The 20,990-nt window shown below is 70.6% G+C and carries 33 protein-coding genes; 8 read left to right on the top strand and 25 right to left on the bottom strand.

Going from position 1 to position 20,990, the window contains the following annotated elements:
* Positions 1-305: 305 nt before the first annotated feature.
* The 3 genes from ABZ135_RS32945 (at position 306) to ABZ135_RS32935 (ending at position 3,734) form a co-directional block, all read left to right on the top strand.
* On the top strand, positions 306-953 hold the full coding sequence (locus tag ABZ135_RS32945) for a hypothetical protein (RefSeq protein WP_356701065.1): 648 nt from the start codon (positions 306-308) through the stop codon (positions 951-953).
* 116 nt (positions 954-1,069) lie between these two features.
* Positions 1,070-1,792: a hypothetical protein gene (locus ABZ135_RS32940; RefSeq protein ID WP_356701064.1), complete on the top strand. Its 723-nt coding sequence runs from the start codon at positions 1,070-1,072 to the stop codon at positions 1,790-1,792.
* Between the two features lie 211 nt (positions 1,793-2,003).
* On the top strand, positions 2,004-3,734 hold the full coding sequence (locus tag ABZ135_RS32935; protein ID WP_356701062.1) for a UvrD-helicase domain-containing protein: 1,731 nt from the start codon (positions 2,004-2,006) through the stop codon (positions 3,732-3,734).
* Positions 3,735-3,859: 125 nt separating this feature from the next.
* Here ABZ135_RS32935 and ABZ135_RS32930 read toward each other — a convergent pair whose 3' ends face one another.
* The 6 genes from ABZ135_RS32930 to ABZ135_RS32905 form a co-directional block, all read right to left on the bottom strand.
* Positions 3,860-4,225 carry a hypothetical protein gene (locus tag ABZ135_RS32930; RefSeq protein WP_356701061.1) on the bottom strand — a complete coding sequence of 122 codons (366 nt, stop codon included), beginning with the start codon at positions 4,223-4,225 and terminating at the stop codon, positions 3,860-3,862.
* A gap of 199 nt (positions 4,226-4,424) precedes the next feature.
* Complete coding sequence (locus tag ABZ135_RS32925) at positions 4,425-5,210, bottom strand: HIT domain-containing protein (RefSeq protein ID WP_356701059.1); 786 nt, start codon at positions 5,208-5,210, stop codon at positions 4,425-4,427.
* 103 nt (positions 5,211-5,313) lie between these two features.
* Positions 5,314-5,730 (bottom strand): RNase adapter RapZ, encoded by a 417-nt coding sequence (locus tag ABZ135_RS32920; RefSeq protein ID WP_356701058.1) that lies wholly within the window; start codon positions 5,728-5,730, stop codon positions 5,314-5,316.
* 116 nt (positions 5,731-5,846) lie between these two features.
* Complete coding sequence (locus ABZ135_RS32915; RefSeq protein WP_356701056.1) at positions 5,847-6,329, bottom strand: hypothetical protein; 483 nt, start codon at positions 6,327-6,329, stop codon at positions 5,847-5,849.
* Between the two features lie 29 nt (positions 6,330-6,358).
* The gene (locus tag ABZ135_RS32910) at positions 6,359-6,844 is read right to left on the bottom strand and encodes a transcriptional regulator (RefSeq protein WP_356701054.1); all 486 of its coding nucleotides are present in this window, start codon (positions 6,842-6,844) and stop codon (positions 6,359-6,361) included.
* Between the two features lie 84 nt (positions 6,845-6,928).
* Complete coding sequence (locus ABZ135_RS32905; protein ID WP_356701052.1) at positions 6,929-7,564, bottom strand: hypothetical protein; 636 nt, start codon at positions 7,562-7,564, stop codon at positions 6,929-6,931.
* A gap of 258 nt (positions 7,565-7,822) precedes the next feature.
* Between ABZ135_RS32905 and ABZ135_RS32900 the strand changes: the two genes are divergently transcribed.
* Entirely contained in the window at positions 7,823-8,980 is a 1,158-nt protein-coding gene (locus tag ABZ135_RS32900) for a TniQ family protein (protein WP_356701050.1), read from the top strand.
* Positions 8,981-9,199: 219 nt separating this feature from the next.
* On the opposite strand, the gene ABZ135_RS32895 is transcribed toward ABZ135_RS32900, so the two are convergent.
* From ABZ135_RS32895 to ABZ135_RS32820, 16 genes are all read right to left on the bottom strand, one after another.
* Positions 9,200-9,829, bottom strand: coding sequence for a hypothetical protein (locus ABZ135_RS32895; RefSeq protein ID WP_356701049.1), 630 nt, complete (start codon positions 9,827-9,829; stop codon positions 9,200-9,202).
* Between the two features lie 100 nt (positions 9,830-9,929).
* Entirely contained in the window at positions 9,930-10,271 is a 342-nt protein-coding gene (locus tag ABZ135_RS32890; RefSeq protein WP_356701048.1) for a hypothetical protein, read from the bottom strand.
* Positions 10,272-10,279: 8 nt separating this feature from the next.
* Positions 10,280-10,645, bottom strand: coding sequence for a hypothetical protein (locus ABZ135_RS32885; RefSeq protein WP_356701046.1), 366 nt, complete (start codon positions 10,643-10,645; stop codon positions 10,280-10,282).
* Positions 10,646-10,710: 65 nt separating this feature from the next.
* Positions 10,711-11,229, bottom strand: a complete 519-nt coding sequence (locus ABZ135_RS32880; protein ID WP_356701044.1) for a hypothetical protein — start codon at positions 11,227-11,229, stop codon at positions 10,711-10,713.
* Positions 11,226-11,708, bottom strand: coding sequence for a hypothetical protein (locus ABZ135_RS32875; RefSeq protein ID WP_356701043.1), 483 nt, complete (start codon positions 11,706-11,708; stop codon positions 11,226-11,228). Before ABZ135_RS32875 ends, ABZ135_RS32880 begins: the two co-directional genes overlap by 4 nt.
* Positions 11,705-11,968: a hypothetical protein gene (locus ABZ135_RS32870; RefSeq protein WP_356701041.1), complete on the bottom strand. Its 264-nt coding sequence runs from the start codon at positions 11,966-11,968 to the stop codon at positions 11,705-11,707. The genes ABZ135_RS32875 and ABZ135_RS32870 overlap by 4 nt, the downstream gene beginning before the upstream one ends.
* Positions 11,965-12,570, bottom strand: coding sequence for a hypothetical protein (locus ABZ135_RS32865; RefSeq protein WP_356701040.1), 606 nt, complete (start codon positions 12,568-12,570; stop codon positions 11,965-11,967). The genes ABZ135_RS32870 and ABZ135_RS32865 overlap by 4 nt, the downstream gene beginning before the upstream one ends.
* The gene (locus tag ABZ135_RS32860) at positions 12,570-13,178 is read right to left on the bottom strand and encodes a hypothetical protein (RefSeq protein ID WP_356701038.1); all 609 of its coding nucleotides are present in this window, start codon (positions 13,176-13,178) and stop codon (positions 12,570-12,572) included. Before ABZ135_RS32860 ends, ABZ135_RS32865 begins: the two co-directional genes overlap by 1 nt.
* A gap of 85 nt (positions 13,179-13,263) precedes the next feature.
* Entirely contained in the window at positions 13,264-13,545 is a 282-nt protein-coding gene (locus tag ABZ135_RS32855) for a hypothetical protein (protein WP_356701036.1), read from the bottom strand.
* A 1-nt stretch (position 13,546) separates the two neighbouring features.
* Entirely contained in the window at positions 13,547-14,026 is a 480-nt protein-coding gene (locus tag ABZ135_RS32850) for a hypothetical protein (protein WP_356701034.1), read from the bottom strand.
* Positions 14,027-14,100: 74 nt separating this feature from the next.
* On the bottom strand, positions 14,101-14,268 hold the full coding sequence (locus ABZ135_RS32845) for a pRL2-8 (protein WP_356701032.1): 168 nt from the start codon (positions 14,266-14,268) through the stop codon (positions 14,101-14,103).
* Between the two features lie 125 nt (positions 14,269-14,393).
* Entirely contained in the window at positions 14,394-14,996 is a 603-nt protein-coding gene (locus ABZ135_RS32840; RefSeq protein ID WP_356701030.1) for a hypothetical protein, read from the bottom strand.
* A complete protein-coding gene (locus ABZ135_RS32835; protein ID WP_356701028.1) occupies positions 14,993-15,202 on the bottom strand; it encodes a hypothetical protein in 210 nt (69 codons plus the stop codon). The genes ABZ135_RS32840 and ABZ135_RS32835 overlap by 4 nt, the downstream gene beginning before the upstream one ends.
* A 24-nt stretch (positions 15,203-15,226) precedes the next feature.
* Complete coding sequence (locus ABZ135_RS32830) at positions 15,227-15,508, bottom strand: hypothetical protein (RefSeq protein WP_356701027.1); 282 nt, start codon at positions 15,506-15,508, stop codon at positions 15,227-15,229.
* Between the two features lie 51 nt (positions 15,509-15,559).
* The gene (locus tag ABZ135_RS32825) at positions 15,560-16,129 is read right to left on the bottom strand and encodes a hypothetical protein (RefSeq protein WP_356701025.1); all 570 of its coding nucleotides are present in this window, start codon (positions 16,127-16,129) and stop codon (positions 15,560-15,562) included.
* Positions 16,130-16,179: 50 nt separating this feature from the next.
* On the bottom strand, positions 16,180-16,401 hold the full coding sequence (locus tag ABZ135_RS32820) for a hypothetical protein (protein WP_356701023.1): 222 nt from the start codon (positions 16,399-16,401) through the stop codon (positions 16,180-16,182).
* A 141-nt stretch (positions 16,402-16,542) separates the two neighbouring features.
* Here ABZ135_RS32820 and ABZ135_RS32815 point away from each other — a divergent pair, with 141 nt between their 5' ends.
* Together ABZ135_RS32815 and ABZ135_RS32810 are read left to right on the top strand one after the other, a co-directional pair.
* On the top strand, positions 16,543-16,866 hold the full coding sequence (locus ABZ135_RS32815) for a helix-turn-helix domain-containing protein (RefSeq protein WP_356701022.1): 324 nt from the start codon (positions 16,543-16,545) through the stop codon (positions 16,864-16,866).
* Complete coding sequence (locus ABZ135_RS32810) at positions 16,863-17,231, top strand: GIY-YIG nuclease family protein (RefSeq protein WP_356701020.1); 369 nt, start codon at positions 16,863-16,865, stop codon at positions 17,229-17,231. The genes ABZ135_RS32815 and ABZ135_RS32810 overlap by 4 nt, the downstream gene beginning before the upstream one ends.
* Positions 17,232-17,346: 115 nt before the next feature.
* Here the strand turns inward: ABZ135_RS32810 and ABZ135_RS32805 are convergent, their stop codons facing one another.
* On the bottom strand, positions 17,347-18,339 hold the full coding sequence (locus ABZ135_RS32805) for a hypothetical protein (protein WP_356701018.1): 993 nt from the start codon (positions 18,337-18,339) through the stop codon (positions 17,347-17,349).
* The gene (locus ABZ135_RS32800; RefSeq protein ID WP_356701016.1) at positions 18,336-18,974 is read right to left on the bottom strand and encodes a plasmid partition protein; all 639 of its coding nucleotides are present in this window, start codon (positions 18,972-18,974) and stop codon (positions 18,336-18,338) included. The genes ABZ135_RS32805 and ABZ135_RS32800 overlap by 4 nt, the downstream gene beginning before the upstream one ends.
* Positions 18,975-19,051: 77 nt before the next feature.
* Between ABZ135_RS32800 and ABZ135_RS32795 the strand changes: the two genes are divergently transcribed.
* Together ABZ135_RS32795 and ABZ135_RS32790 are read left to right on the top strand one after the other, a co-directional pair.
* Positions 19,052-19,699 carry an HAD family hydrolase gene (locus tag ABZ135_RS32795; protein WP_356701014.1) on the top strand — a complete coding sequence of 216 codons (648 nt, stop codon included), beginning with the start codon at positions 19,052-19,054 and terminating at the stop codon, positions 19,697-19,699.
* Positions 19,696-20,520: a DUF1932 domain-containing protein gene (locus ABZ135_RS32790; protein WP_356701012.1), complete on the top strand. Its 825-nt coding sequence runs from the start codon at positions 19,696-19,698 to the stop codon at positions 20,518-20,520. The genes ABZ135_RS32795 and ABZ135_RS32790 overlap by 4 nt, the downstream gene beginning before the upstream one ends.
* Here ABZ135_RS32790 and ABZ135_RS32785 read toward each other — a convergent pair.
* Positions 20,517-20,945 carry a hypothetical protein gene (locus tag ABZ135_RS32785; RefSeq protein WP_356701010.1) on the bottom strand — a complete coding sequence of 143 codons (429 nt, stop codon included), beginning with the start codon at positions 20,943-20,945 and terminating at the stop codon, positions 20,517-20,519. The two genes, ABZ135_RS32790 and ABZ135_RS32785, sit on opposite strands and share 4 nt — an antisense overlap.
* Positions 20,946-20,990: the final 45 nt, after the last annotated feature.

Here is a 20,990-nt window from a genome sequence, read left to right as displayed (position 1 = left end):
GTTTGCCGAGCGGCCCCAGGTCGATGTTCAGATCCTCCGGCTCCAGGCCGAAGCGCTCGCGCAGCGGGTAGTGGGGCGCGCTGCGCCCCTCTCCGCGGGTCCGGCGCTCCGCGCCTCCCTCCCGGGTCCTGATGCGTCGTCAACTCCGGCGGCGCCGGGGCGAGTTCGGCGGAGTGATCGTCGGCGCGCTGCGCCGACCCGGCCCCGGCGGCCGGGCGCCTCGCCGGGGCCGGCCCGAGGGCGACCCCGCCCCCGCGTCGCTTCGCGCCGCGACCTGATGAGGTTTGCAAACTAGGAATGGGATGATGAGCGCCATGGAGAAGCGGGGCAAGCACCAGGTGACCGCGAAGGTCAGGCTGCAGACGCGGGAGCGCCTCAACGAGGAACTTGAGGCGCAGAAGAAGCACCGCAAGGAACTTGAGGGTGACGAGCGGTGGATCGTGGTGGGCATGACGCGTCAGGAGGCTGCGCGGGTTCGAGCGGCGCGGCGGCGCGAGATGGAGCGGCTGAGGAAGGCCGGCGAGCTGCTCGACACCGTCGACGTGCTCGCCATACACGGTATCGAACTGGAGATGAGGGCCCGCGGCTGGTGGGATCGGCGCTGGCCGGCGGTGCCGGAGGAGGCGATGGATCCGGGGCGCTGGCCCGGATCGCGGGATGGCGGGTACCCCAAGTCGGTGCCGCTGCGGCTGCCTCAGCCGCTGGCGCGGAAGGTGTACGCGGCCTGCTGGTTCACGTCGGTGAAGTCGATCGAGGCGCTGCGGGACTGGCGGGATCGGCATCCGGGGATGGTGCCGAAGCGGTACGTCGTCGACCCGAAGGACTTGGAGGGGCCGCTGGAGGAGTACGCCCGCCTCGCGCTCAGCGTGACGACGGTGGGTGATGTGTGGAGGGGTGGGCTGGAGCGTGGGATCGCTGCCGCCGCCGAACTCCGCTCTAAGTATGCAAACTAGAAACGCAATGGTCAGCGGCTTGCGTGAGTTGCGGGACCGGCTGTGCACGGCTACCTTCCCTTACAGGAGACGCGGCGCGGCGGCGCCGTGACCAACCCTCGTGGAGGCGACGCAACGTGACGGAGCAGAAGCTGACGCAGGACCAGAAGCCCGCCAAGAAGGCGCCGAAGGACTACGGGCCGATCCAGTTCCCTGACCGGATCGACTTCGAGCTGTGGCGCTTCGAGCGGGCCCTGAAGAAGGGCCTGATCCCCCCGGCCGACGTCGACGGCTGCCGCTGGTCCGCGGCCGTCGTCGACGAGGTGGCCGCGCGGGCGGAGGAGATCCGGGCTGCTACCGGCACGCTGCCGGACATGGGCGCCGGCCGCGCCGCTGACGTGCTCAGCGAGCGGTTCGGCATCGAGGTCCACTCCGAGGTCCTGATCGAGCTGGATCGCGTCGGAGCGATCGAGAGCGTCGGCGAGTACAAGGGATACGACCTCTACGACGGCCAGGCGCTCGAGCACTTCGATGACCTCGCGGTCCTGGAGAAGGCGCAGCGCAACGGGCGGCTGCTCACCCGCGGCGACGCGGCCGCGCACCTGGGCATCCGGCTCCCGGATCTGGAGCACCTGATCAAGGCGAAGTGGCTGGAGCCCACCTTGTGGGTGCGCAACAGCCGGCACCCGCGCCGGGCCGCGCCCACCGTGCCGCTCTTCCGCGTCGGCGACCTGGAGCTGCTCCTGGTCCACCCGGCGATCGACTGGGAGCAGGTCAAGGCGACACCGAAAGGCCGGCCCTCTCCGCTGGCCAAGCTCACCCCGCGCGCCCCTGTCGACGCCGCCGCGACGGTGGGCTGAGGGGCGCTCGCAGCGACGTACGGAGAGCGCGGCGGACCAGGCGTCCGCTGCGCTCTCCGCTTGTTCGTACGGGGTGTGGCCGCCCGGCGGAAGAGCGGCGTTCCCGCAGGCCGGGACGCGAAAGCAGAAAAAAAGTCACCCTGCGGGAGATCAGGCGCTTCAGGACGATCCGCGCTGGCCATCCGGCCCCTGACCGGCTCAAGGTCGCTGCATGACGATTCGAGATCACGACAACGAACCGGCGCCGACTCCCTGGGAGTTGAAGGCGAGGGCCTGGCAGACCCTCGCCGCGCTGCGGCAGGCAGCGGCTGGCCTGACGCGCGAGACGCGCGCTCTGGAGCCTCTGGACGAACTGGAGCTCCTGGAGCTCCAGGACCACGCGCAGCGCGCCGTGGAGGCCCTGGACGCCATCGGACGCCTCACCCCGGCCACCCCTCCCCCGCGTCCGCTGCTGACCGAGCCGACCGCCGCGAAGCCGACGTCGACCGCGGCACCACTCGTACGGAAAGACCGCCGGCCGACCGGAGAACAAGAGGAGGTGATCGAGGGTGGGACACGGGGCGAGTCCATGGTGGTCGACGCCGGCGCGGGCACGGGGAAGACGTCGACGCTGGTGATGATGGCGAAGCGGATGCCGGACCGCGGCCTGTATACGACGTTCACCAAGGCCTCGATCCTGGCTGGGCAGAAGGTCTTCCCCGAGGACGTGACGTGCAAGAACGCGCACAAGCTCGCGTACGCCGCTGTCGGCTACCGCTACAAGGAGCGGCTCAACTCCCCGCGGCTGTCCGGAGTGAAGCAGGCGGAGATCCTCGGGATAGACGAGGTGTTCCAGGTGAACGGCCACCGCCGGTACGGGCCCGCGCGCCTGGCGGAGATGGCGACGCAGACCGTGGTGCGGTGGTGTCACAGCGCCGACTCGCAGATCGAGAAGCAGCACGTGCCCGTCCCGTCGCTGCTCACGCCGACCGAGGCGCAGCAGCTGCGGGACGCGGTGCTGCCGATGGCGCTCAAGGCCTGGGCGGACCTCTCCTCACCGGCCGGGCGACTGCACTTCCCTCCGGACGTGTACCTGAAGCTGTGGGCCCTGGAGGAGCCCCAGATGGGCTACGCGTACGTGATGCTGGACGAGGCGCAGGACTCCAACCCCGTGCTCGCGCAGGTGGTCCAGAACCAGCGGGACACCCAGCTGATCGCGGTCGGCGACTCCTGCCAGCAGATGTACGAGTGGCGGGGCGCGGTCGACGCGATGGCGTCGTGGCCCGCGCAGCGGCGCCTGATGCTGACCCAGTCGTGGCGGTTCGGGCCGGCGGCCGCGGACGAGGCGAACCGGTGGCTCGCGAAGCTGGACACCTCGATGCGGCTGAAGGGGAGCCCGCACCTCGACACCCGGGTCATCACGGGCGGTCTGCAGGACCCGGACGCGATCCTGTGCCGTACGAACGGCAAGGCGGTGGTGCTCGCCCTCAACCTGCTCGCCGCCGGCCAGCGCCCGACCCTGGTCGGCGGCTCCAAGAAGGTGAGGAAGCTGGCGGAGGCCTGCGAGGAGCTGCAGCAGCGGAACGCGACCACGCATCCAGAGCTGGCCGCCTTCACCTCCTGGGACGAGGTCTGCGAGTACGCGGACACCCCGGACGGCGCCGACCTCAAGGCCTTCGTGGACGTGGTCAACGAGCACGGGCCGCGGCGCATCATCAAGGCCGCGGACGCCATGGCACCGGACGAGCAGTCGGCGAGCGTGGTGATCTCCACTGTGCACAAGGCCAAGGGACTGGAGTGGCCGAAGGTGCGGATCGCGAGCGACTTCCCGCCGCCCCCGCGACGGGAGAACGGCTCCGCCGGACGTGTCGAGCCGTCGTACGCGATGGCGGCCTACGTCGCCGTCACCCGCGCGACCGAGGTCCTCGACCGCGAGGGCCTGGCCTGGATCGACCAGCACTGATCTGGGGTGTCACGCCGACTGTCACGCTGGCACCCGGAACGCCTCTTATGGGTATATGTGCAGGTCAGAGGGTGCGTGACAGTCGACGTGACAGCGGTGCGTGACACCCGGCGTGACACCCCGGATCAGTAGTCGCCGGGGAGCAGCAGGAGCAGCGCCGGCTCCCCGGCATCGCCGGGATGCGCCTCACCGTGCAGCTGCTCGTGGCTGAGGGCAGGCTGGCCGGACACCGTGGGCGCGCCCGTGATCACCAGGCTCTCCGCGTGAGGGGCTCGGGTGAGGGAGCGCACGACCGCGGCCAGGACGGCCGGCAACTGGCCCTCGGGTTCGTCGCCGACGTACGTCTGCCAGGCGGGCGCGCTGAACGCCACGGGGACCGTGATCCCCGCAGCGCGGGCGACCGGAGCCGGGACGTCGACGAGCACGCCGTACTCGATGAGGTCGGCTCGCGTAGGTATGGCGCCTGCGGGACCGACCATGCCGTTGTCCATGCCCTCAAGCATCCCGTGGCGGCCGTGCGCAGCGCCGTCCCTCGAACGGGTGACGATGCGGCACCGCGGCCGCCGACCCCCTCCCCGCGTCCGGCTTGTACGACAGCGCCGCCAGCGGTCCGCGCAGAGCACTCTGCGAGACCCCTGGCGGCGCTGAAGGGAGGGAGCGGCCCGGCCGTTCCGGGACGGGCCTGGTGGGTCAGTTGAGGGCGGCAGCGGCGGCGTGCGCGGTCTGCTGCGGGGTCCAGGGAAGCGGCAGCCCGTCGTCCGCCGTGCGCGGCACCAGATGTACGTGAAGGTGGAAGACGGTCTGCGTCGCCGCAGCGCCGACGCTGGTAATGACGTTGAGGTCGCAGCCGAGTTCGGCGCCCAGCTCGGCAGCTCGGGCCATCGTGAGCGCGGTGATGGCCGGGTCTACGAGGGCGTTGTCGACGTGGCGGCGCGGGATGACCAGGGTGTGCCCGGCATTGACGCCGCCGCGCGGCTTGATGGCGAGCGCGTCGTCCCATTCGCGCACCACGGTGGCGGGCGCGGTGCCCGCGACGATCTGGCAGAACACGCACGTGGCGCCGATGGTCGGATCGCGGTGGACGAGCGGACGGGCGATGTGGCGGTGGACAACCGTGACGTCGGCACCGCGGCCGCGCAGCCAGTTGGCGACCTCTTCGGCCACGGCAACGGCGCGGTGACGGCCGTACCAGCAGTGGACATCGAGGTGGACCGGCTCGCCGCGGCGCGCGGCCAGGGCGAGCGCGTCCCGGCCGGTATTGCCGACGAGTCGGCCGGCGCCCGGGGTGGCCAGCACGTGGTTGCGGACATCCGGGTGCAGGCCGGTGTGCGGGACCAGGTCCCGGGTGATGGCGGTCGCGGCCGGATCCCACAGCGTGCCGGAGACATCGAGCGTGAGCACCGGCCCGTCGTGGCGGGGCGGGTCGTTCCAGCGGGCGCCGTACGAGGTGATGATGACCTGGGGCGTTGCAGGCATGGGGACCTCCAGGAAGCGGGCGGGCCCCGCCGGGGTGCGGGGCCCGAGGGTGTGGTGTGCTGGGCGGAGTGTCCGGGGCTGGTATCAGCAGTCCCGGACACGTTCACTTCTGGGCGCCGGCGGCGAGGTGGTGGTGCTCCACCTCGGCCGGGATGCCGCGGCCGTTGAGGATCTCCGCCACGGCGTCGCCCACGACCACGCAGCGGGTGCGGCCGTCGTGGTCGCCGATCAGGACGCGGAGGATGAAGTTCTTCTTCGCGTTGAAGTCGAGCAGGGCCTTGGCCTGGCCCACGGTCTGCTCGAGCTTGGTGAACGCCCCGCTGGAGGACATCACGTGCTCGATGACGTCCGGGTCCTTCCCGTCCCTGCCCTTGAGGTGGTCCTGCAGGTTGGGGTCGTCGAAGTCGACGCCACGCAGGTCGACCAGGAGGCAGCCGATCACGGTCTCCGGGACGCCGTGGTCGAAGCCGAAGGTGTGGACGTGGACCCAGGGGAATTCGCTGCCGCTGTAGTCGCGCATGGGGGAGCTCTCCTTGTTCGTCAGGGTGGGGCGGTGCCTTCACCCTCCCTGCCGCCGCGGTGCGGCGACAGGGAGTTGGCGATGTTTCCCGTTTCCTCTTTGCGAGGGTCGGCCGGTCAGCTCTCCTCGAAGCGGGCGGTGGCGCAGTCGTGGCAGAGCGGCATCAGCTCGTGGTCGTCGCGCTCCGGGGCCAGGGCCTCGGTGAACGGGTCCGGCATCACCTTCACGTCCGGCTTCTGCTGCCCGCACTCCTTGCAGACCAGGAGCGGCGCGAGCTTCTCCAGGGCGCGGTAGATGCGCTCGCCGGTGCTGTCCTGGGCGTAGGCCTGCGCCTCGTCCAGGAGCTCGACGGCCGACTGGCTCTCGGCGTGGCCGACCTCGGTGAGCGAGGTGCTGATGGTGCCGATGACGTCGGCGACGGCCGCCAGGACGCCGGCCTCCGTGTCGCTCTGGTCGTACAGGGCGCGCAGGGCGGCGATGTGCGGGGCGACGTCCTCGGTGCGGGTCGCGGCATCTCGGATCCGGTCCAGGCCGACGCGGACGATGGCGACGGCCGCGGCGAGCTCCTGGTCCAGCGGCATCTTCGGCGTGCTGCTCATGGTGGGGATGTCCTTCCAGGTCGCGGGTGTCAGACGGCGGCGATGATCAGGGCGGCGAAGAACAGGAACAGAGCGTGGAATGACTGATCGAGGGCATAGGCGCCGGTCCCGATGTGCGCGGAGGGCGTGCCGTCGGCGGTGGTCGGGTGGGCCGGGTGCGCGCCGGTTCCGAGGTTGTAGAACTCGGTCTTGTTCGTGACCTTGGCGAGCCAGGCGAGGGTGGAGCGTCGGTCCGCCCACCAATGTGAACCGGCGTCCAGGGCGAGGCCGGCGGTCAGCCCGACGGCGGTGAGGCGCAGGTCCAGGACGAGCGCGGCGAGGGCCAGGAGCACGGCCTTGGTGAGGGTCAGGCCGATGACGTGGCGGGTGTCTGCGAGCCGCCCGGTCCAGCCGGGCTTGCCCTTGGCGGCGCTCTGCGCGCTGGACTGCACCCAGTGATCACCGACGGTGTGGGCGACCCAGAGCGTGGCGAACACAGCGGCGAACGTGGCGATCGTTTCGGTGTGCGAGACCATGAGGGTTCTCCTCTTCTCGTGTACGGGAGGCGGGAGGGGCGGGGCGGCCAGTCGCCTGGACAGTGAGTTGGCCGCCTCGCCGTGTCAGCCGAGCGGGACGATGTCCTCGCCGGAGGTCAGCAGCTCGCCCTCGTCGTCCCAGTCGATGACCCACTGGCCCCACTTCGGCTCCACGACGGCGCCCTGCCGGTCGGGGTTGCGGCGGTCCCGGACGCGGTCGCCGGCCTTGAGCTTGGCCACGGCCTTCTCGATCAGGTTGTCCTGGAGGTCGCGGGAGCTGAGGCGGTCGGCGACCAGCTTCTTCACCTCGGCCGGCGGGCCGGAGCGCAGGCCGGTCTCGTCCACGTAGTCGCCGTGCTCCGCGTACTGCTTGGCGACCTTCTGGTAGCGGGACTTCGCGGTGGAGCGGGGCGCGTCCAGCGCGGCGGCCAGGGTGCCCCAGGAGGCCTTGTACTGGTCGCGCAGGAGCAGCAGGAGGAGCTCCAGGCGCCGGTCGGTGTGCTCCGCCAGCCAGTTCAGCCCGAGGGCCAGGTGGTAGGCGTCGTCGGCGTCGGTGGGGTTGCCGCCCTCGCCGGGCTTGGGGAACGTGCGCAGGAACGACTCGAGGTGGCCCTTGGCGACCCAGCCGTAGAGGAAGCCCATCGGGTCGTCCTGCTCCTTGTTCCAGCGGATCGTGAGCTCCATCTGGCCGTCCTCGGTGGTGCTGAGCTTGTGCTCCACGGGTCTCCCCTTCCAATGTTCTGTACGTATCTCGTACACCAAGAACTGTACGAGATGCGTACAGCAGTGGCTAGGGTCATCTTCGGCCAACTCCCCGCACCATCCGGCCAGTTCGCGCCCAGCCCTGCCGAACTCCCCTCCCGCGTCGCTTCCTTGGCGGCACCGAGCCCGCCCGCATCCGGTGAACCCCTCCCCCGCGTCCGAGGCCGTACTGACACGCCGACTCCGTCCACAGGCCGGATGTGGAACGGTCTGCACATGACCCAGGGCACCAAGGGCGCACCGAAGCCCCGCACCACCAGCAAGCCGCTGAAGAAGACCGACCTGCCGATCCGTGTCCCGCTGATCCATGGGGAGACGACCGCCTCCTACCTCGCGCGCACCGCGGCCGCCAACGGGATCGAGGCCGGCCGACTCCTCAAGGCGCTCCACCAGGGCCGCCTGCCGGGCGGCACCTTCGCTCCCGTTCACCCGAACCTGCAGGAGACCCGGCTCAGCCAGAAAGCCGTCACCCGCCTCGCGGAACTCGTGGAACGCGACGAAGACCAGCTGCGCCGCGCGCTGCCCGGCCTGCGTCCCGAGAAGCTGCTGGGCACCGCCGGAGCCGAAGTCCGCATCAGCCTCTGGCCGGAGGCGGCAGGCGAGGGCCCGCTCAAGGCCTGCCCGCTGTGCCTGGAGGACGGCGCCTGGCTGGTCGCCGACGGACACCGCTGGCGCCCCTGTACCTGCGGCCGGCGCTGGCAGTGCGGCGACGACAACGGCTACCTCATCGACACCACGCCCCTGCCGGAGATCGGTGCCGCTCTGCGCGACCACCGGGCCCTCGACCACAAGCTGGGCCCGGCCGGTGACGCCCTGGTCGCCGACGCACATCAGATCACGCTGTGGTGGTGGACCAGCCGCCAAGTCGCCCACGACCAATGGCGCGAACGCGAGAACACCCTCGGTTTCCCGAAGCACCGCCGCCGAGCGGCCCCCGCCGTCGTCTACCCCGAGGCCCTCCTCCTGGCCGACGCGCTGAACACCTGGGAGACGCTCCGCGCCACGGACCCCAAGGCCTCCGCCCGCGAGTGGCGCGCAGAGGTCGCCGACCGGTTCAAGACGCCGGGCATCGTCGACGGCCGCGAAAGCGCGCCGCTCACCTACTGGCTGGAGCTCCACGGCCAGCAGACCGACCAGGAGATGCCGCGCGGCCGGATGACACCGGAGAGCCGCTGGAACCAGCTGCCCGACCTCCACCACCGTCCCGCCGAAGCCGGGCCGATGCGCTCCACCTCGTGCCTGCGCTGGGTGCACGGACTACCGCTCACGTCGGTCACCGAACTCTGCCCGCACTGCGCCGGCCGCGCCCCGAGCTGCCGGTGGGTGGCCTCGCCGGACTGCCCGCAACGACCGAGCAAAGATCAACACCCATAACGAACCTGCCGAACCAACGGCTACACCGGTGACAACGGCGACAGCCCAGGTCAGAGCCTCGGAAGAAGCGATCAACGGGCCTGACGGCCGAAAGAACGGTGACAGCGCAGGTCACAGGCCCGGCCAAGGCCTGCGCCATGCACCACCTACGTCCGCCACATGCCCGCTGACCTGCACCGTCACCGTGTCACCGATCATGAGCGTCGATCGGGGACAGCATCACCCCCAGGACCCGGGAGGCTTGGTCAGCCACCGCTTCACCTCCGAGACCGGCAGCCGCACCAGCATGTACGGATTGAGCCCCTCGGCAACGGCGGCCGCCAACTCGTCCAGGTCTCGTGCCACCTGCGCAGGCGGAGTGATCCAGACGCGCGGCGCGGCATCCGGGCCGTCCTGGTTGGGGATCAGCTGCGCGTACAGGTGCGTCTGGCCGCTCGGGTCGCTGTCGTAGCCCCAGGTGCTGTACTTCTCCCAGCCCGGCAGCCAGAACGGGTGCGGGCCGCCGCGTGTCAGATCCGGCGCGGTCGGCCGCGGCTTCGGCGGGCGGGTGTACGACGGCCCGTACACGATCTCCCAGACGCCGTCGCTGTGTTCGAGGACATCCATCCGCACGTGCTGCTTCAGCCCGCGCAGCTGCTCGCGGAACCCCTCCGCATCGAGCCCGGCCCGCTGGGCGAGTGCCGGGATGTCCGCGTCCTGCAGCTCCAGACCCATGATCTCGGGAACGTCCTCCGGCCGATACCGGTCTCCGGGAGCATCGGTGCGCTCCGCCAGCAGCAGGAACACCCGCCGCGCCGTCGCATCGGCGATGTCGAGACGGCGTACGTACGCCAGAGCATGCTTGTTCACCGCGAAGCCCCTCCCAGGTGCGAACCGAGTGCCCCGACCGTACGACGAAGGGCGCCCGCTCCTGGTGGAGTCGGGCGCCCTTCGACCTGATCCAGTCGTTCTACCGTTCGCCGTCCTGGTCCTGTGCACGCAGCGCGTCGATCTCCGCGCCGTAGCAAGCCGCCTCGAGCTCCGCGACCTGCCGGGCCAGGGCCAGCGCCGCGTCCCGCTCGTGGGCGTATGCCACCGTGCGCCCGACGTCGCTGACGTACTGCCAGCCCTCGCCCGCCACCCAGGCCCGCAGGCCCGTCAGCGACCCGTCGGTCACCGCCCACCGGTCGACGCCGGTCCGCTCACGGCACACCACGATCTCCGCGTACCCGCCGGCGCCGCTGTCCGGGACCGGCACCCTGAACTCCGAGACCAGCGCCATCTGCTGGCGCAGCAGCTCGAGCTCGTCCACGGCGCTCATCACTGGTGCCAACCGATGAGGCGGAACTCGGCGCCCTGCTCCTCGAGGAGCTCCTTGGACTGCGCCTGCTCGCTGACCTGGACCAGGCGCAGGATGTCGTCGCCGTCGTACTCGCCCCACACGTAGCCGTACTCATCGAGGTACACGGCGTAGTGGTCGCGGGTCGGCTTCTCCGCGAGTGGCACGATGCCGGCCTCGACGGCGGCGCGCAGCCAGGTCGCGGCCTCTTCGACCATGAGCTTCTGCTCATCCGGCGTCAGCCGGTTCCAGTTCGCGGTGGTGCCGTAGGCCTCGTGCGTGATGCGCTGACGCTGCTGGGCGATGACCAGGGCGCGGGGATCAACGGTCTCGGGACGGATGTTCATGGTCGGCCTTCTCTCGATCGTGGTGGTCGGCGGCGTAGTCGGGCGGACGGTGTCGGGCGGGCGGCTCACCCCTCCCCCGCGTCGTCGGGGAAGACGATGCCGCCGTCGTAGTCGGCTGGCCGCGGCACGACGTACAGGCGGACCTTGTCGTCGACGGGCTGGAACGCGGCGGCGTGCAGGTGGCCGTCGGCGGTGCCCAGTGCGTCCGGGGCGAACGCGTCGGCGGGCAGATCGACCGAGCCGCCCAGGTGCATCAGCACCGCGACCAGCATCCCCAGCGTCATGTCGTGCGCTTCCAGCTGCGTCGGCGAGGCCTGTGAGGTGCCCTGGACGGTGCGCGGCCAGATCGAAACCGGGGTCGGCTTCCCGCCGTCCGTCAGCTCCCAACCGCCGCCGTTCGGCGTCCAGACGAGCTCGCCGGGCCCGTCGTCGTCCTCGTCCAGGACCTCGTACATCTCGCGGACGTACGCGTCGGCCGCGAGCACCTGGGCGCGGGCGAGGTCGGCATACAACTCGCTCCCCTCCCAGGTCGGGTTGTCCTCCCACGCGGGCTCGAAGACCACACTCACCGTGGCGCCGCTCATGCCTGATCCCCTTCATCGGAGGGCATCGCGCGGCACCGCTCGGCATGGCTCTGCGCCCACTCGCGGGCGGACGGCTCGCTGTCACTGTGATCGGCCTGGCCGCAGCCGTCGCAGCTGGAGTCATGCCGGTTGGTCACCGTCACGACGGCCCCGCCGGCCGTCAGGTAGCGGGCGATCGTACGGAGCCGCTCCGGGCATTCCTCGGGGTGTTCGCGGGCCCACTTGCCCCACCCGGTACTCGCGAAGTGCGGGCTGGCGGAGATCGACTCCCAGCTGTCGCGCCACAGGTTGGCGCTGTCGCGGCGTTCAGCCTGTCCGCAGTCCCGGCACCGCGAGGCGAAGACCACGTCCACGGTCGGGATCGCGCGGCCCCTGACCATGTCGGGCGGGCCCTCGGTGACGGCCGCCATCAGGTCCACGGCCCCGGCCGTCGTGATCAGTGTCAGGTCCCGTCCGGCGGGAGTCTCAGCGGTGCTCATGCCGTCAGCTCCTTCCATTCCCGAACGTCCTCGGGGTCGCATTCGTCGTGGTCGGCGTACGTCGTGGTGTCGTCCTCGAGCTCGACCAGGCCCGAGGCGCCGCAGCCGTGGCACTTCCACTCCGCGCTCCAGGTCACCTCGCCGTCCTGGTCGCACTCGTGCCCGGAGTACGCGGTGTCCTCGTCCTCCCACACGGCATCACCGGAGGCACCGCACGCTTCGTGCCGCCACTCCCCGCCCCATGCCACGTCCTGATTCACTGCCGCGCACCTTCCTTCTTCTCCAGCTCCTGGTGGGCCGCGAGCGCCCGGCGCACCGTCGCCCACAGCAGATCGTTCCGGCCCCATTCGGGGTCAATGAGGGTGACTTGCCAGGTCATGACGACCTTCTGCACGGCCTCCCTGCGGCAGCCGAGGAAGATCTGGCGCACGGCGCGGGGCCCCAGGAAGTGGCCGGCGCCGGTGTTGATCCGCTCGCCCCACCGGGTCACGTCGACGGCGCCGCCGTCCAGCATCGGGCGTCCGGCGGGCAGGTAGACGCGGGTGACGAGCCCGGCCTGCCGCGCCACCTCGCCCAGCACACCGGCGAGGCCGGGACCGGTGAACCCGGAGACGAAGGCCCGCTGATGCCACGGCTCCCCTTCGTGTTCGGCGAGTTCGCTGGGCTGGCTGGACTCGGTGAGGAACCCGCCGCGGTTCGCCGCGGCCAGCAGGCCCGTGAGCGGACCGGTCTCCTCATCGGGCCCGTCGTGATGGCCGTTGGGGTGCGAGACCAGGGAGCCCTCCAGCCAGTCGGCCGTAAGCCGGGCCAGGTCCTCGAAGCTGCGGGCCGCTCCCCACACGCGGGCATCGGCACGGCGCATCACGCCGACCCCTCCCCCGCGTCGACGTCGTCGCGCTGCTCCTGGTCCAGGAGCTCGCGGTACTCCTGGCGCACGTACGCCCGGCTCCCGCCCGCGATGTCCCACTCCGGCGAGCCCGCTCCGATCGGGCCCTCGGTGTAGACGCCGCCGTGGTCCAGGTCGAACTTCAGGAACTCGAACGCCGCCTTCACGGCCTTGCCGCTCGCGTCGTTGACCTCGGCATCGCTGTAGCGCCCGAGGTACCAGTCCACCTCCCGCTCGCGGGCCGCCCGGTCCAGCCAGGCCGCCTTCCGCAGGAACACGATCCGGTGCTCGCTGCTGTCCAGCGGCAGGCCCTTGCCGGTGAGCGCCTGCGTGGCGCGCTCCTTGACGCCCTCGGTCAGCAGCACCAGGGCGAGCTCCTCGTCCACCAGCGCGGGCGCACCGGCGTAGGCGCTCGCGTAGTTGGGCGCGGCGAACGCCGGCGTCTCCCAGACCTCCCAGTCGAACGAGCACCGGCTGCAGGTGAAGGCGGAGACATCCCGGCGCCCGTCGGCGTACTCCACGAACGACGCCCGCAGCTCGAACGAGCTGCACTCCGGGCAGCGCAGCGATGGATTGTCCAGCATCAGTTCCCCTCCCGGCCGGGGCCGGCCATCCGGCCCCGGCACAGTCTTCCCACCGGCACCCTGCCGACGGGGGCGATCACGAAGTTCAGTCCTGCCGGTCGCGGTCGGCGAAGGTGCGGTGGAAGCGGGCGCAGCTGCCGTCCGCCTCGAACACGAGTCGGGCGTACTCCACGAACTCGTCCCCGCGGGCATACAGGCCGCGCCGGGTGAAGACGGCCGCGAACGTGCCGGTCTTGAAGACGGCGAGCGCCTCCTGGTCCCCCGCGGCGAAGGCCCGGTCGATGTCCCGGCTGATCTGCCAGTGCCCGGCCAGCTCCACGAAGAAGTCCGTCAGCCAGTTGGGCAGCACCCACATCAGCAGCCGCATGTCAGCCCCCGTCCGTGCTGTGCGTCCAGCCGTGCCCGTTCGCGCACCGGAAGGTGTGGTTGGACAAAAGCTGGAAGTCACCGCGGTCGTCCCAGGCGTGTGTGCCCTCCACCGGAGGCTCGCCGCACCGCCAGCACGGCTCCTTGCCGAGCAGCTCGTACGGCTTCAGCGGACGAGGCTCCGTCGACTGCGACACCCGCGCAGGCGCCGGCCGGACCGGCTTCGCCGCCAGCAGCGCGGCCACGTAGTCCACGGGCGCCGGAGGCGCGTACACCGTGTCCGGCGCGCCCCACCGCCTGATCCGCGCCGACCAGGACAGCATCCGCCACTCGCACAACGGCCCCACCGAGAGCCACACGCCGACGCCGATCACCACCGCCATGGCGGCCGCCAGCCACAGCGCCACGCCCATCGCGCCGTACGCGACGACGGCGAACACCACGGCGCACACCCACGCGACCACCACGTCCAGACTGGACACGACGATCGCCGCGGCTAACGCGACCGGCTGCCGGACCGACGCCAGCCGAGATCCCCTCTCCCGCGTCACCGCCCTCACCTGACGATCATGCTGTCGGGGCAGTTGCCGCCCATGTGGGCCACGCACTGCGGGCAGTCCTCACCAGGACCGAGATGCTTGTGCTGCTCACGGCTGTCGTAGGCGTGAAGCCAGCACTGCCGGCACTCCCCCTTGGGCGGGTTGTTCGCGCGGTCGCTTGGCATGACAACTCCTTCCTCTGCGAGCCCGGGGCGGTCCCGGCACTCGCGGTCCGCGCCCGCACAACGGGCGCCGTGCTGTACGAGGTCAGGTCCGAGCCGGTGGCCCGGATACCAGTCGAGAAGCCGGGTCACGCGGGCGAGGGCAGAGCCGCCAGCACCTGACGGGCGAGCGCGTCCTCGAGGCCGTACGCCTCACGCTCGTGGTCGTCGACCATCCGCTCGCAGGCCAAAGCGTCCTGGGCAGCCATCGCCTCGACGCCGAACTCATGCCGGGCGTGCGCAATCAGCAACTCCCGGATGCCGCGGCGCCCCAACTGGTCGCAGTGCACCAGCTCGTGCGCCACCGTCGTCACGATGCCGTCGGGAACCCGCATCGCGTCCGCGCGCACGTTCAGGAACATCAGCGTGCCCCGGCTACGGGGATCGAGGACAACGTGCCCGGCCGCGTCCTTCGCGTTCCTGCGGGCCAGCCGTAACCCGTCCGCCTTCTCCCGGGCCGGGAGCTCCGGGGCGAACTGGTACTCCGCCCGGCACGCCAGCTCCGCGATCCCGTCCGCGGTCGTCAGTGTGATCTGCACCGGCTGAAGGCGCCGGCCGAAGTGCTGCTCCACGGTCTTCGCCGCGAGCGGCGCGACGTTGCGGACGAAACGCAGCACGTCGCCGCGGCCCCAGCCCATCCGGTGCGCGGACACCCGCACGCTTGGTCCGAACAGTCCCATCTGAGCGCTCACCGCCCACGCGGGTAGTCGTGGCCGGGCGGGGGGTACTGCTGCGCCGGGTCACCGGCCACTCCGAACAGGACGATGCTCTCGAACGAGTCGTCGTTCTGGAGGGCCATCTCGCTGGCGTCGTTCTCGAAGGCCTGGTCGACGTGGTCCAGCAGGCGACCAGTGCGGTCCTTGTCGGCCTGTTCGCGTCGGTTACGTCCGAACGCCATGGTCAGCACATCCTCTCTGTTGCTTCAGTGAGTGGTCGGAGTCAGGCGGATCCCGGCGCAACTGCCCAGCAGCACCGAGGCAACGAGCGCGAACACCCCGCCGACGATCAAGAAGACCGAGCGGAAGACGACCGCGAACGAGCTGCCACCGAAGACCTTCGCCAGCGCCCCGGCGACCAGGGCGTAGACGACGCCGCCGACCGAGGCGGCGTCGTTCCCGGCCTTGGCGGCCGACCAGGCCGCCCACCCGCCGACCAGCGCGGCGATCACGGTGATGAAGGTCAGAGTCGGACGGTCGATGTCCATGGAGATCCCCCCAACGGGAAAGCGGTGCGGAAGGTCTGAGAAAAGATCAGGTCAGTACCGGACGTGCCGGGCCAGATCGAGGACGTCGCACCGGCACGCCCCGCCGTGCGCGATCGTGTGCAGCTCCAGGAGGGTCCAGCCGTGCGCCTGCTCCGGCGCGCCCTTCCAGGCCAGCGCCTCAGCGTTCGGCGAACTCGGACCGCCATTGTTCGGGCCGTGCACCCGGTCGAAGTTCCAGCCGGACACGTTGATCTCCCCGCCCCGCGCAGTGCGCCGCGTCGTGATCGTGCCGACCTGGATGATCCGCAGCTTCGCCGCCAGCCGCGCGATGTTCTCCGCGTCAGTCGCGGCCTTCGCCGCCGCGTTCTCCTTGCGGCGCTCCGCCTTGAACTGGCGGTCGGCCTCCCGGCGCTCCTCCGCTCGCCGCTCAGCCCGCGGCCCCTCGCACTCCTCCCAGGAATGCCCCAGGACCTCGTGGCCGCCGCTCGTCCGCCGGCACCACTCGCACGACTTCACCGGCCGCAGCGAGACGAACAGGTCCTGGCACCACCACCGCGCCACCAGCGCGAGAACGGCCCCCAGGAGCATCCACCAGTACCAGGCCATCAGGTCTTCCCCCATCGAATCGAGACGGTACGGACGAGGCCCGGCCGGACGCCGGGCCCGGGACTTCAGCGGGCCCGCGCCGGGCGCCGACGGGACTTCTTGCGGCTCAGCAGCCGCTGCGCCATCCACTGGCACGAGCCGTACGAGACGAACGCGACGACCAGGAACGTCACCACCGGCAGCAGCGACTGCCCCAGCGCCCAGACCATCAGGAGGCTGAGCAGGCCGGCCGCAGCCAGCGAGACGCGGTGCACGAACGTATGGACCTGACGCGGAACTGCGGCCATCACGCGCTCCCCTTGTAGCTGTGAATGCAAAGCTGCTGATGCGATGCTGTAAAGCGATCTGCGCTGTTGCCGTGTAGCTAGCGGCTATGCGTAGAAATGTAGCGTAGATGTTGTGTCGTGTGAAGGGGTCGGTGTAGCGTCATGTCTCGTGAGGATGAGAACTCCGAGAAGCCCGAGGAGAGAACCGTGGAGCAGTTGATCGCGGAGGCGGAGGCCCTGCGGAAGAAGCCCAAGGCGCTGGACACCGCTCTCCCGGCCCCGGAGGAGCGCAAGCGGGTCCGCAAGGCGTACGGGCTGACCCAGGAGGGTCTGGCGAAGTTGCTGAAGGTGCACCGGATCACGGTCAGTGCCTGGGAGCGGGGGGCGTACGACCCGACGGGCACGACCCGCGACGACTACCTGGCGCTGTTCGCCCACATGAAGCGGGACATCGGTGAAGGAGACGAGGAAGGCGGCGAAGAGTGATAGATGGCGATCGCACCGCCTTATACCGGCTCTATGACGACACCGAGCAGCTGCTGTACGTCGGCGTCGCCCAGGACCCGTGGAAGCGCTGGCGTTTTCACCGGCGCGACAAGGAGTGGTGGGGCCAAGTCTCCGTGAGGGAGATCGAGTGGGTTGATTCCAGGGAGGCCGCGCTCAGGCAGGAGGCCGTGGAGATCCGAACCAGGCGGCCGGTCCACAACATCCACCCCGGCTGGACATGGCTCGACCCCGATGCGCTGGCCGCCGCTCCACCGAGGAAGAAGCGGGTGACTGCCAAACCGCTGGACTGGGAAGAGGCAAAGGCCATGCTGGACGCCTTGATGAGGAAGGCAGGGAAGCTGTGAACGGGGGCGAACTCCGGCTACGCGGGGAGCTTTGAGCTCGAGCGACACGGCACATGCAGAAGGGGCGAGACCCGATCAGATCGGGTCTCGCCCCTTCGCCGTGTCCGGAGCTGGGCTACTCAGGGAGGTACGCCTCGGCTCGCTTGCTGGCCTTGTCCGCGGTCGACTTGGCGTCGGCGAGGATCACCGCCGCCTTGGCGGGGTCCTCCTCCAGTGCCTTCTTGATCTTCGCGGGGGCGAGGCCGCGGTGCGCTGACTCGAGCTGGTCCACGGCGGCGCGGAGCGCGTCCAGGGCCGGGGTCGTGCTGGACCCGGCGTCCTTCTCCGCCTTCTCCGGCTTGTCGGTGGAGCCGTTGTCGTTCTGCTGCTGGGCGGCGAGCTCGCGGGCGAGTGCGGTGAGCTCTTCCTGGGTGAGCTCCTTCTCTTCCTTGCGGGGGAGCTGCTGGACGATGCCGGTGATCGTCTTGACGGGGACGTTCCTGCCGGTGGCGTCCGTGATGGTCTCGTGGACCGCGACGGAGACCTCGGGGCCGTAGTCCTTGGTGATCGGGTTGTAGGCGCCGGCGGCCTTCTTGCTGATCGCGGGAGTGTCTGCACGTGCAGACACATCGTTCGAATTCTCTTCGAACGCTTTGTCTGCACGTGCAGACAGAAGCTCGCCGATCGGGTAGGCGGCCATTTCCTCGTATGCGAGGGGGCGGGACTTGTTGAAGACGTCCCGGGCGAAGGCCTCGAAGGTCGGGTGGGTCTTGCGGTACAGCTTGCGGGCGTTGACGTTTGCCATGCCCTTGGCCGTGACCCACCAGGCGTTCTCGAACTGCTTGAAGGCCTGCATGCACAGGGCGAGGATCTCTTCCTCTTCCTGGCTCAGGTCGCCGGTCGCGTCCGGTGTCTCCACGGGGTCCGGCAGGTCGGCGAAGGTGAGCATCTTCTCCGCCCGGCCCTGGGCGAAGGCGACCACGGGCTGGCCGTTGCCGCCGCTGGAGAAGGTGCTCGGCACCTCGGGGAGCGCTGTCCCCTGGCCGGGGACCACGGCGGTCCCGGCCGGGGTGCCCTTGTCGGAGTTCTTGCGCTCCTTGCGGTCCTTGAAGGGGTTGGGCTTGGTCACGGCAGCAGCCCCCGCTCTTCCATCTCGGTGACCAGCTCGTCGAACACCGAGCCCTTCGCGAGGATGTCGCTGCCTTCGTGGGTGCGCATGTACTTCACGACGGCCGGCACCACGGTGGTGAAGACGTTGTATCCCTCGTCCTCCAGGTACTCGCGGACCTGCGGGATCTCGTTGACGCCGGTCGGGGCCTTGCACAGGAGCACCCAGGTGGCTGGCGGCTTGCTGTCCATCCGCAGCGACGCCATGTCGTCGATGAACTCCTTGGTCGGGAGCTCTTCCATCCGCTCCACGTCGTTCATGGACGGCGGGAGGTTGATGATGGCGAGGTCCGCGAGGCGCAGCACGGACGCGCCGACCTTCCGGTGGTCCTCGAGGTGGCCGACGTCGACGACGCCGATGGCGTCCTCGAACCCGGCCGGGACCATCTGCGGCACGTTGAGGTGGAAAGCCGGAGTGGCGGCCTGCTGGACCACAAAGGGGTAGTTGCCCGCGGCCTGCCAGCGGCTGAACTGCTTGGAGTCGTCCGCGTCGTAGCCGATCACCTTGCGTCCGCGCTCGTGCAGGGCGTGGCCCATCCACGCTGAATTCGTGGTCTTGCCCGTACTGCGAGGGCTGACATTGGCGACGAAGTACATGGCGTGAGCGTACCGAGCTGACACCTTCCTCCTGCGTCGCCCTTCCGCTTTTGGTGCAGAAGCTAGGGTCGGGCGGCGTGACGATCGCGCTTTTCGACCTCGACAACACCCTGATCGACCGGCAATGGGCCCTGCAGGAGTGGGCGGCCGGCTTCTGCCGCGACCGTGGCCTGGACGGGGGAGCTGAGCAGCACCTCGTTGACGCGCTGCGGGAGCGGGCCTACCCGCGGACCTTCGAGCGGCTGCGCCAGGAGCTCGCCCTCCAGGAGCCGGCGGACCGGCTGTGGGCCGGATACGTCGACGGGATCGCCGCGAGCGTCACCGCGAACCCGGGCGCGGTCGACGGCCTGGAGCGGCTGCGCGCCGCGGGCTGGCGGCTGGGCATCCTCACCAACGGGGCCTCCGACATCCAGCGCGCGAAGATCCGGGCTGCCGGGCTCGCGGACCTGGTCGACGCCGTGGTGGTCTCGGAGGAGATCGGGGCGTGGAAGCCGGAGCGCGAGGCATTCGAGGTGGCCGTCGCCCGCTGCGGCGGCATCCCGTCCCGCTCGGTCTTCTACATCGGCGACAACCCGGCCGGGGATATCGGAGGGGCCGACGCGGCTGGGCTGGCCACGATCTGGTTGCGCGGCCGGCCCTGGCCCGAGGGCACGCCCGCTCCGAACCACACCGTCGACACCGTCGCGGACGCCATCGCCCTCCTCCTGCAGGGCGGCAGCCGATGAGCACGGTCGGACTGCTGCACCCGGGCGCGATGGGCGCGGCCGTCGGCGGCCAGCTGGTGCGTGCCGGCCACCGCGTGCTCTGGGCGCCGGCCCACCGATCGGCGGCGAGCGCGGAGCGCGCCACCAGGGCCGGACTCACTCCGGCCCGCGACCTCGCGGAGCTCCTGGACGAGGCGGAAGTCGTGCTGAGCATCTGCCCGCCGGCCGTCGCCGAAGACGTCGCCCACGCCGCCAGCGCGTACGCCGGGACCTGGGTGGAAGCGAACGCGATCACTCCGGAGCGGGCCCGCAGGATCGCCCGCCTCCTCCCCGCGTCCACCGTCGTCGACGGCGGGATCGTCGGCTCCCCGCCGGTCGGCGGCAAACGGCCCACCCTCTACCTCTCCGGCCCGGCGACCGAGCCGGTGGAGGAGCTGTTCGGAGGGACGGACATCACGACGCACGTTCTGGGGGAGCGGATCGGGCAGGCCTCCGCGCTGAAGCTCTCGTACAGCGCGTACCAGAAGGCCAGCCGCGTCCTGGCCGCCGTCTCCTACGGCCTCGCCGCCGACCACTGCGTCGACCAGGAGCTGCTCGCCATCGCGGGCAAACGACCCGGCTCGTACCTGACGGAGACCGGCTACATCCCGAAGACGGCGGCGAGGGCCTGGAGGTGGAGCCCGGAACTGATCGAGGCCGCCGACATGCTCCAGGAGGCCGGCCTTCCCGACGACATGCTGCGCGCCGCGGCCGCCGTCCTGGAGAGGTGGGCGCCGACGAAGGACGACAGCCACCTCAGCGTCGGCCAGGCCCTGGAGCAGCTGCACGGCCCGCCCGGCTAGGACTCCCCAGGGGCCATGACCTGCCGAAGCTGCTTCAGCAGGGGGAGCAGATCGCTGTCATTCGCCGTCGTGGCCAGCAGATAGTGACCGATGCTCCGGGCGATCCCCGGAGCCGCCTCAAGGTCCTCGGTGGCAGCCCAGCGCCGCAGTGTCCCGATCAGCACGTTCGACATGGCCACCGCGTAGTCCGGCCCGGCGCCGGGAGCGTCCCGCCGTGATTCGTCAGCGGTCATCAGCCCGGCCCCGCCCCGGACCAGCGGTTCGGCGAACGCCACGAGCAGATGCTTGATGGGCACCTCGCCGGGGCGGCGGTCCTCGAGGTACAGGATCTCGTCGTGGTCGTCGGTCCATACGGCCTTGATGTAGGCGAGCGCCGTACGTATCTGGGCGGGAGTGATCGCGGCGCGCTGCGGCTCAGGAGTCATGGCGATCACCGTAGGGCGGATGGGCGTACGTGGGCCCCGAGCCGA

Origin of the sequence: Streptomyces sp. NPDC006339, from assembly GCF_040612775.1 — a bacterium.
Classification (GTDB): domain Bacteria; phylum Actinomycetota; class Actinomycetes; order Streptomycetales; family Streptomycetaceae; genus Streptomyces.
Note: the sequence above shows the minus strand (reverse complement) of the source record. Positions and strands in the feature narration are given on the sequence as shown.